The following is a 9,024-nucleotide window of genomic DNA, read 5'->3' on the forward strand; positions in this document are numbered from 1 at the left end:
CGTTTCCTGCTGCGCGTCCCCGTCGCGCCGGTGGACGACGAACACTTCCACGCCCTGCTGCTGGCCCCACCGCCGACCCCGGCCCAGGACCCCGCGGGCGATGCCGGCACACCCGCCACCCTGCACCCCGCCGATCTGGCCGCCTTGCGCCAGGTGCTGGAGCACCTGGTCCAGGCGCGCCAGCGCTGCCGCGCGCAGCACCCCCCGGTGTCCGACCGGCGCTGGCGCCAGCTGGCCGAACTGCTCAAGGTGCAGGCCGCCAGCCGCGGGGCCGAGGCCGTCGGGCTGTGGGACCTGTGGCTGCTGCCCTTCGTGCTGCCAACGCAGCCGCAGGACGTGCCCACCTGGACCGAGGCCTTCTTCGCCGACGTGGCCCAGGCCCGGCCGCTGGACCTGAACGGCCTGCAGACCGCCGTCGCCGCTTTCGAAGGCCAGCTCGACATCGAGTTGCGCACCCCGGCCGACGGCCAGGACGACAGCGCCGGCAAACTCGCCCTGGCGCAGGCCATCGCCGGCCCCAGCGGCGACAGCGAGATGGTGCGCCTGGTTTCGGACCGCGCGCGCAAGCGCTACAGCCCCCTGCACGTGGCCAGCCGGGTCGGGCAACTCGACACCCTGTGCGCGCGGCTTGGCGCCCTGCTCGACGACACCACCGCCACCGCGGAACAGGCCGTGTCCCAAGCCCGGGCCCACCCCTGGCTGCCGCCGTCCTGGTGCGCGCACATCGCCGCGGTGCACGCCGAGCGTTGTGCCCAGGTGCAGGCGCTGTGGCAGCAGGCCCAGACCGTGCGCGCCGGTTTTGCCGGGCTGCCGCAGGACCCCGGCAGCACCGAAGCGCCGCCCACGCCCCTGCCGCTGCCGGCCTGAGCCCCCACACCCACCCCCGCGGCACGCCATGCCCACGCCCCGCGCCGCCCCCCTCAGCCAGCCCTACCACCACCTGGACGCCCTGCCCAGCCCGCTGTGGCGCTGGGCCGTGGTCTGCAGCAGCGGCCGCGCCGAACAACGCCTGCCCGAACTGCCGCAGTGGCGCACCGCCCTGCTGCAAGGCCGCCTGCCCGATCCCTCGCTCGACTTCGGCGATGCCCCCGCCACCGCCGCCTTGCGCCAGGTCGTCGGCGAACTGGCCCTGACCGAACTGACCCAGGGCCACCCGGCCCTGGCGCAGCAACTGCTGCAAAGCCTGCTCTGGCACCTCGACAGCCTGATCGACCGCCCCGTCGGCGAGCCCCGCGAACAGGCCATCGCCCGCACCGCCGACGCCTTCCGCACCGCCTGGCGCGTGCAGCGACAGGGTTGGGACAGCGTCATGGCCCTGACCCAGACCCTCGGCGAACTGGCCCAGTTGCGCTGGGACGAGCTGCAAGGCCTGCTCAACCGGCGCGAATGGAGCGACGCGCAATGCATCGGCCAGCGTCTGCTGCAGATGCCGGCGCTGCGCCGCTTCATCGACCAGGTCGGCCGCCGGGAACGGGTGGTCGAAGCGCCCCCGGCCCCGCCCCCCGAAGCGGCCACACCAGCGGGCCAGTCCGCCCCGGGCGGCGACGGGCCGCGCACCCCGGAACCGGCCAGCGTGGACGGGGTGCGCCGCTCCGGTGTGCTGGCCCGCATGACCGGGGCCGAAAGCGCCCACCTGACCCACCCGCAACTGCGCCGCCTGTGGCGCGCGCGCTTCGCCGAAGCGCAGCTGCTGACCTACGACGACCGCGCCCCACCGCCCCGGCCCGCGCCCGACCCAGCCACCCCGCCACAAACCACACACAAGCCCGAGCACCCGCTGGGCCGGGGTCCGATGATCGTCTGCCTCGACACCTCGGGCTCCATGCGCGGCGCCCCGGAAAACGTGGCCAAGGCCTGCGTGCTGCAGGCCCTGCGCAGCGCCCAGGCCGGCCAGCGCGCCTGCCGCCTGCTGGCCTTCGGCGGCCAGGGCGAGCTGCTGGAACGCGAATTGGCCCTCACCCCGAGCGGCCTGGACGCGCTGCTCGACACCATGGGGCAGAACTTCGACGGCGGGACCGACGTGCAAACCCCCCTGGAGCGCGCCATCGAGCGCGTGCACGAACAGGCCTGGCGCCAGGCCGATGTGCTCATCGCCAGCGACGGCGAATTCGGCGCCACACCGGCCACCCTGGCCCGGCTGCGCGAAGCGAAAGCGGACCTGGGCCTGCGCGTGCACGGCCTGCTCATCGGCGACCGCGAAACCATCGGCCTGCTGGAGGTGTGCGACCACCTGCACTGGGTGCGCGACTGGCGCCGCCACGGCGACGCGCCGGCCCCCGCCGGCGAAGGCTTTTCACCGGTGCACAGCCGCAGCCTCACCGCCTTGTACTTCCCCAACGCCATCCGCCGCGACGGCGGCCCGGGCGGCTGACGCCGCGGCTCAGTCGCCCTGGAAGCCTCCGGCGCGGCAGGTCAGCACCAGGGTGTCGCGCCAACCGATGGCGTCGGCGTCCTGCGGCTGGATTGGCGTGGTTTCGTGGATCACGCGGGCGTCGTCCAGCAGCAGCAGCGACCAGGGTTCGGTCAGGGTGAAGCGCTGGCCGTTCGGGCCGTGGGCGTCGAACACCCGGCTCTCCCCGCCCTTGATGCGGTGGCGCCCGACCAGGAACACCGCCACCAGTTCCACCCCGTCGCGGTGCGCGCCCTCGGGCGTGGGCCGGCCGATGCCGTCGGTGGTGTCGATGCGGAACTGGTGCGCCTCGATGTACCAGCGCTGCGCGCCCTTGAGGGCCGAGGTCACCGCCGCCGTCTGCACCAACAGGCGCTGCCAGGCGGGCAGGGCCACGGTGGCCGGGTCCATGGGGTCGAACCAGCGTTCCATGCCGCCGTGCAGGGCGTTGTACTCCAGCGGCTGCCAGTGCACCCGGTGCGGCACCTGCTCCACCTGCGCGCCGTCCACCACGAAACAGCTGTGGCGCCGGCGGCGGTAACGGCCCCCGTCTTTCAGGTAGCGGTCGCTGGGCAGGTCGTCCCAGCTGGGCTGCAAGGCGGCCAGGTCCTGCGGTCCCAACGCCAGCCAGTCGCAAACGGAGCGCGCACCCAGCAGGGCATAGCCTTGGCTGGCCAGGGTGTCGTCCACACGGTTCAGGGGCACACAGGGGGGCAGAAAATGGGCACTCATGGTGGCACGAGTGTAAACGGGCCCCATGCCGAGACGGGTAATCCAGGTGGTCAGGGCGGCGGGCTTGGGGTATCGTGGGCGGCACATACCGCCCACCGACCGCGCGCCCAGCCACTCCGCCGATGAACGCCCCCGACACCCAACCTCAGCCAACGTCCACACCCGCGGCCACCGACACGCCCGAGACCATCCCCAGCGCTTCGGTGTTCGCCCTGCCCCTGGCCGATCTGTCGCCGGCCGACCCGTTCCGCTGGCTGGCGCGGGGCTGGCACGACTTCCGCCGCTGCCCCAAGGTCGGCCTGTTCTACGGTCTGTGCTTTTTCCTCATGGGCCACGCCCTGTGGTACGTGTTCCGGGCGGCGCCGGCCTATGTGCTGGCCCTGAGCGCCGGCTTTCTGCTGATGGGGCCCTTCCTGTGCCTGGGCATTTACGACGCCAGCCGCGCCTGCGAGACCGGCCGCCGGCCCTCGCTGCGCGCCTCGCTCGCGGCCTGGCGCCCGACCAAGGGCACCATGGCCATCTTCGCCGGCGTGCTGCTGATCCTGGAAATGCTCTGGGGCCGGGCTTCGCTGGTGGTGTTCGCCGTCACCTTCAACACCATGCCGTCCACCGCCAACCTGTTGCAAGTGCTGTTCAGCCTGGACAACCTCGAATTCATCCTCACCTACACCGTGGTCGGCGCCGTCTTCGCCGGGCTGATCTTCGTGACCAGCGCCATCTCCATCCCGATGATCCTGGACCGGCGCGTGGACGCGATTTCGGCCGGGCTGACCAGCATCCGCGCCTGCCTGCAAAACCCGGGGGTGATGCTGCTGTGGGGCGCCCTGATCACGCTGACGGTGCTGACCGCCATGCTGCCCTGGTTCCTGGGCCTGTTCGTGGCCGGCCCGGTGCTGGGCCACGCCACCTGGCACGCCTACCGGGGCATCGTGCCGGCCCCGGTCTGAGGCCGGCCACGCCCCCCACACCCTTCAGGCGGCTTCGGCCTCCTGCAGCAGCCGCCACATCACCTTGCCACTGCCACTCTTGGGCAGCGCGTCCACGAACTGCACCACGCGCGGCACCTTGTAGGCGGCCATGTGCTCGTGGCACCAGTCGCTGATCTGCTGCTCGGTCACCTGCCCGCGGGCATCGGCGCGCAGCACCACCACCGCCTTCACGGTTTCGCCGCGGTAGGGGTCTTTGGTGCCGATGACGCAGGCCTCGGCGATGGCCGGGTGCTTGAACATCAGCGCCTCGACCTCGGCCGGCCAGACCTTGAAGCCGCTGGCGTTGATCATGCGCTTGAGTCGGTCGGTGATGAAGAAATACCCGTCCTCGTCCACCCGGCCCAGGTCGCCGGTGCGGAAGAAGCGCTTGCCGTCCAGCTCGAAGAAAACGTCGGCGGTGGCCTCGGGGCGGCGCCAGTAGCCGTCGAACACCTCGGGGCCGTGCACCACGATCTCGCCCGACTCGCCCTGCGGCAGTTCGGCCAGGGTGATCGGGTCGACCACGCGCGCGTCGGTGCTGATGTAGGGAATGCCCAGGCACTGCTGCTTGGGCCGGTCCGGCGGGTTGTTGTGCGACGGGGCGGCGGTTTCGGTCAGTCCATAGCCTTCCGAATAGCGCAGACCGTACAGCTCCAGCAGCTTCTGCGCCACCGCCTGCGGCATCGCGGCGCCGCCACCGCCGATGAAGATCAGGCTCGACAGGTCGTAACTGGCAAAGTTGGGGCTGGCCAGCAGGTCGATGATCATGGTCGGGATGTTGACCCAGTGCGTCACCTGCCAGCGGGAGATGAGGCGACCGGCCAGTTCCCGGTCCCAGCGCGGCATGACGACCATGGTCGAACCGTTGTAGACGCTGCCGTGCATGCCCACCACCATGCCGGTGATGTGGAACATGGGCACCACCAGCAGGGACACGTTCTCGGCCGTGCCGTTGCTCCACAGGGTGCTGCCCACGGCGTTGTGCATCAGGGTGCGGTGCGGGTGCATGCAGCCCTTGGGCAGGCCGGTGGTGCCGCTGGTATAGGGCAGGGTGGCCAGGTCGTCCGGGCCGGCGGTGTGGGGCGGCAGCGGGTCGGTGCAGGCCACGGCCTCGGCCCAGTCGTGCGCCTGGCCGCTGGCCAGCGTGGGCAGGGGGTGGCGCGTGCCCAGCCAGTCGCGCCAGGCCGGTGGCAGGCCGGCGGCCTGGTCGAAGGCGGTTTCGGGCATCAGGTCGCGGTAGTGGGCCACCAGCAGGTGGCGCAGGCGCTGGTCTTCGGGCAAGGCGGCGTCGGCCTTGGCCAGTTCCGGGGCCAGATCGGCCGCGGCGATGGCCACCCGCGCCTCGGGGTCGGTGAGGTAGTGGCCCAGCTCATCGGCCTTGTTCATGGGGTTGACCGGCACCACCACCGCGTTCGCCCGCAGAATGCCGTAGTAAGCCAGCACGAACTGGGGCGAGTTCTGCATGAACAGCACCACCCGGTCGCCCGCGCGCACGCCCTGGCGGTGCAACCAGGCGGCCACGTGCTCGGCGCCCTGCTGCAGCTCGGCATAGCTCAGCACCTGGTCGAAAAACACGGTGGCCGGTTTGTCCGGGTAGCGGCGGGCGCTCACCTCCAGGTTGAACCACAAGGAGGTCTGCGGCGGGTGGATGGCGTGCGGCAGGCGCTTGGGCCAATGCGCGTGGTGCGGCCGCGCGCCGCCAGCGGCTGGAGAGGTGGACGGCGCGATGTGCCCCGCTGCTTGCATGGGTGGTCTCCTGTGTGTGGTTCGTCCGGTCGGTGGCGGCAGGGGCCACCTGAGCCAGATCAGCATACGGAAGAGCCGCCTGGGCCGCCAGCGCAGAATCCCGGGGAGCTGTCTCACATGGGACGCCCGCCCCCACCGGACCGGTCGCCTGGGCGGCAAGGCCGGCGGCGCCACCGGCCTATGATGGGGCGCATGTCCACCACCCCGTCCCTGCCGCCCCTCCTGTGGCTGTTTGCGCTGTGCAACTTCGTGCTGGGCACCGGCGCCTTTGGCATGACCGGCTACCTCGGTCCGCTGGCCGAGGACCTGGGCGTGAGCGTGGGCGCCGCCGGCCAGACCATGACCGCCTACGCCCTGGCCAACGCCCTGCTCGCCCCCTGGGTGATGGTGGCCACCGGACGCTGGCCGCGCCGCCGCGTCATGCTGCTGGCCCTGGGGCTGTTCGGGGCCGGCACCGTCATCAGCGCGGCGGCACCGCACCTGGGCGTGTTGCTGTTCGGCCGCGTCCTCATGGGCGTGGGCGCGGTGTTCACCCCCGTGGCCGCCGGGGTGACCATGGCCCTGGTGCCGCCCCAGCAGCGCGGCCAGGCCCTGTCGCGCACCTTCCTGGGCATGAGCCTGAGCTACGTGCTGGGTGTGCCCTTCGGGGCTTGGCTGGGGCTGGCCTTCGGCTGGCAGTGGCCGCTGTGGGCCGTGGCACTGAGTGCCGGCGCCATGCTGGTGCTGGTGCACCGCTGGGTGCCACGCCACGCCGGCACCCCGGGCGCGGGCTTCCAGGGCCTGGGGCGCCTGCTGCGCCAGCGCGAGATCGGCCTCACCCTGCTGCTGACGCTGCTCTACTTCAGCGCCATCTTCACCGTTTCGGCCTACATGGGGCCGGTGCAACTCGCCCTCAACCCGCTCAGCCCCACCGCGCTCACCGCCTCGCTCACAGTCCTGGGCCTGGCAGGCGTCTGCGGCACCCTGCTGGGCGGCTGGGCCGCCGACCGCCACGGCCCCCGCCCCACCCTGCGCTGGCAGATCGGCGTCATGGCCATGGCGCTGGCGCTGGCCCCGTTCACCGCCGGCCAGCACCTGCTCACGCTGCTGGCCTTCGGGGCCATGTCGGTCTGCGGTTTCGGCATGATGACGCCGCAACAGTCGCGCCTGGCCGAATCCGCCTTCGACCAGGCCCCCATGCTGCTCAGCCTGAACGCTTCCATGGTCTACATCGGCACCGCCGCTGGCGCCGCGCTGGGCGGGGCCGCCATCCCCTGGCTGGGCTTCGAGCGCCTGTCGTGGATCGGCGCGGGCTTTGCCGCCCTGGGCGCCTTGACGCTGCTCCCGCGCTGGCGCACACTGGCGCCGCCTCCACGCCACACCCCATGAACGCCCCCTTGCTCGCCACCCTCCAGCAGATGCAGACCGAACTGGACGCCCTGCGCGCCGGCCACCGCCCCCTGGCCCAGTACGCCCAGCAGGAACGCCAGCGCGACGCCCTGCTCCAGGCCCTGCCCCCGGTGTTCGGCGAGGTCTGGCACAACCTGCTGGACCGGCTCGAATCCAGCGCCCTGTTCGCGGAAGAAAGCTGCTCCTTCAGCCAGACCGACCTGCACGACAGCCTGCAGCTGTGGCTGGACAAAGCCCGCGCCCGGCTGGCACCCGCCCACTGAACCGGCACGAGCGCCCCTGCAGTAAGCTAGCGGGGCCATGCCCCGTTTGCGCCCCACCCTGCTGTCGCTGCGCGACCTGCTGCTGTCCTTCGGCCCCTTCATCCTGCTGACCGCGGGCCTGCTGGGCCTGGCCTACTGGTGGCTCGACCCCAACCCGCCGAAAAGGGTGGTGCTGGCCACCGGGCCGGACCAAAGCGCCTACGACACCTTCGGTCGGCGCTACGCCCAGGCGCTGGCGGCCTACGGCATCACCGTGGAACTGCTGCCCAGCGAAGGCTCTGCCGACAACATCGCCCTGCTGCGCAGCGGCCGCGCCGACCTGGGCTTTGTGCAGGGCGGCAGCGGCCACATCCGCCCCGACGACGAAGAGCAGCTGCGCACCCTGGGCAACCTGTTCGTCGAGCCGCTCTGGCTGTTCTACCACGAGGCCAGCGCGCGCCGTCTGAACCGGCTCGACCGGCTCACCTCGCTGAGCGCCCTGCGCGGCTGGCGCGTCAACGTCGGCACCGACGGCAGCGGCGTGCCGCAACTGTTCACCCAACTGCTCGACGCCAACCACCTCGGGCCCGACAACCTGAAACTCTCCCGCCTGGCCCAGACGCCGGCCACCGTCGCCTTCCTGGCACAAAAACTGGATGCCCTGGTGTTCGCCTCTGCCCCCGAATCGCCGCTGGTGCAGATGCTGCTGCAAACCCCCGGCGTGCGGCTGCTGAACGTGCAGCAGGCCCAGGCTTACGCCCGGCGTTTCGGCTTCCTGGCGCCGGTGGTGCTGCCGCAAGGCGTGGTCGATCTGGCCGCGAACCGCCCCGCCCAAGACCTGCACCTGGTCGCCTCCACCACCAGCCTGCTGGCGCGCAGCGACACCCACCCCGCCATCCTGCAGCTGTTCGCGCAGACCGCCCAACACCTGCACAGCCCGCCCGGCTGGTTCAACCGCCTGCGCGAATATCCCCACCTCGACTTGGCCGAGGTGCCCGTGGCCGCCGAGGCCGAGCGCGCCCTGCGCAACGGCCGGCCCCTGATGCAGCGCTACCTGCCCTTCTGGCTGGCCAATTTGGTCGAACGCATGTGGCTGGCGCTGGGCCTGATCATCGCGCTGGCACTGCCGCTGTCGCGCGTGCTGCCGCCGCTCTACACCTTCCGCATCCGCTCGCGCGTGTTCCGCTGGTACGCCGAGCTGCGCGACATCGAAACCCGGGCCGAAGCCGAGGCCGCCGCCATCGACGGCCTGCTGCGCGACCTCGACACCCTGGAAGCGCGGGCCGAGAAAATCCCCTTGCCCCTGGCCTACACCGACGAGCTCTACGCCCTGCGCCACCACATCGAATTGGTGCGCCAGCGCCTGCGCCGCCTGGAGGGCGGGGGATAATCGGGCCCATCCCCCCACGCCCGAGGGCAGTGACCGCCATGACCACCTTCGCCGATGCCAGCCTGATCGCCGCCGACAGCGCCCTGCGCACCCTGTTCGCCCCGCACCGCGCCGGCCGCGGCTGCCCCACCGTGCCCGAACCGCTGCCAGCCGACGCCGCGCCGCCGC

General features: G+C 72.0%; 7 protein-coding genes and 1 pseudogene. 6 read left to right on the plus strand and 2 right to left on the minus strand.

Annotated elements, in window-relative coordinates:
- A pseudogene (locus tag CON77_RS14740) lies at positions 1-867 on the plus strand (AAA family ATPase); the annotation flags it as partial.
- 28 nt (positions 868-895) lie between these two features.
- Positions 896-2,371 carry a vWA domain-containing protein gene (locus CON77_RS14745; protein WP_101050350.1) on the plus strand — a complete coding sequence of 492 codons (1,476 nt, stop codon included), beginning with the start codon at positions 896-898 and terminating at the stop codon, positions 2,369-2,371.
- Between the two features lie 9 nt (positions 2,372-2,380).
- Here CON77_RS14745 and CON77_RS14750 read toward each other — a convergent pair whose 3' ends face one another.
- Complete coding sequence (locus tag CON77_RS14750; RefSeq protein WP_101050352.1) at positions 2,381-3,121, minus strand: 2OG-Fe dioxygenase family protein; 741 nt, start codon at positions 3,119-3,121, stop codon at positions 2,381-2,383.
- A gap of 122 nt (positions 3,122-3,243) precedes the next feature.
- Between CON77_RS14750 and CON77_RS14755 the strand changes: the two genes are divergently transcribed.
- Complete coding sequence (locus CON77_RS14755; protein ID WP_101050354.1) at positions 3,244-4,068, plus strand: DUF2189 domain-containing protein; 825 nt, start codon at positions 3,244-3,246, stop codon at positions 4,066-4,068.
- Between the two features lie 24 nt (positions 4,069-4,092).
- Here the strand turns inward: CON77_RS14755 and CON77_RS14760 are convergent, their stop codons facing one another.
- A complete protein-coding gene (locus tag CON77_RS14760) occupies positions 4,093-5,835 on the minus strand; it encodes a long-chain fatty acid--CoA ligase (protein WP_101050356.1) in 1,743 nt (580 codons plus the stop codon).
- Between the two features lie 192 nt (positions 5,836-6,027).
- On the opposite strand from CON77_RS14760, the gene CON77_RS14765 reads away from it, so the two are divergent.
- Genes CON77_RS14765 through CON77_RS14775 form a run of 3 tightly spaced genes read left to right on the plus strand, consistent with a single transcriptional unit; the run spans position 6,028 to position 8,856 of the window.
- Positions 6,028-7,203: an MFS transporter gene (locus tag CON77_RS14765; RefSeq protein ID WP_232788564.1), complete on the plus strand. Its 1,176-nt coding sequence runs from the start codon at positions 6,028-6,030 to the stop codon at positions 7,201-7,203.
- Entirely contained in the window at positions 7,200-7,487 is a 288-nt protein-coding gene (locus CON77_RS14770; protein WP_101050358.1) for a hypothetical protein, read from the plus strand. The genes CON77_RS14765 and CON77_RS14770 overlap by 4 nt, the downstream gene beginning before the upstream one ends.
- A 37-nt stretch (positions 7,488-7,524) precedes the next feature.
- Complete coding sequence (locus CON77_RS14775) at positions 7,525-8,856, plus strand: TAXI family TRAP transporter solute-binding subunit (protein ID WP_101050360.1); 1,332 nt, start codon at positions 7,525-7,527, stop codon at positions 8,854-8,856.
- Positions 8,857-9,024 lie beyond the last annotated feature (168 nt).

Source organism: Macromonas nakdongensis, assembly GCF_002837145.1.
Classification (GTDB): domain Bacteria; phylum Pseudomonadota; class Gammaproteobacteria; order Burkholderiales; family Burkholderiaceae_C; genus Macromonas_B; species Macromonas_B nakdongensis.

What these genes read in the sequence shown, in the direction of transcription:
- CON77_RS14765 (WP_232788564.1), top strand. Translation starts at nt 6,028, where the DNA reads ATGTCCACCACCCCGTCCCTGCCGCCCCTCCTGTGGCTGTTTGCGCTG.
- CON77_RS14750 (WP_101050352.1), bottom strand. Translation starts at nt 3,121, where the DNA reads ATGAGTGCCCATTTTCTGCCCCCCTGTGTGCCCCTGAACCGTGTGGAC.
- CON77_RS14770 (WP_101050358.1), top strand. Translation starts at nt 7,200, where the DNA reads ATGAACGCCCCCTTGCTCGCCACCCTCCAGCAGATGCAGACCGAACTG.
- CON77_RS14745 (WP_101050350.1), top strand. Translation starts at nt 896, where the DNA reads ATGCCCACGCCCCGCGCCGCCCCCCTCAGCCAGCCCTACCACCACCTG.
- CON77_RS14775 (WP_101050360.1), top strand. Translation starts at nt 7,525, where the DNA reads ATGCCCCGTTTGCGCCCCACCCTGCTGTCGCTGCGCGACCTGCTGCTG.
- CON77_RS14755 (WP_101050354.1), top strand. Translation starts at nt 3,244, where the DNA reads ATGAACGCCCCCGACACCCAACCTCAGCCAACGTCCACACCCGCGGCC.
- CON77_RS14760 (WP_101050356.1), bottom strand. Translation starts at nt 5,835, where the DNA reads ATGCAAGCAGCGGGGCACATCGCGCCGTCCACCTCTCCAGCCGCTGGC.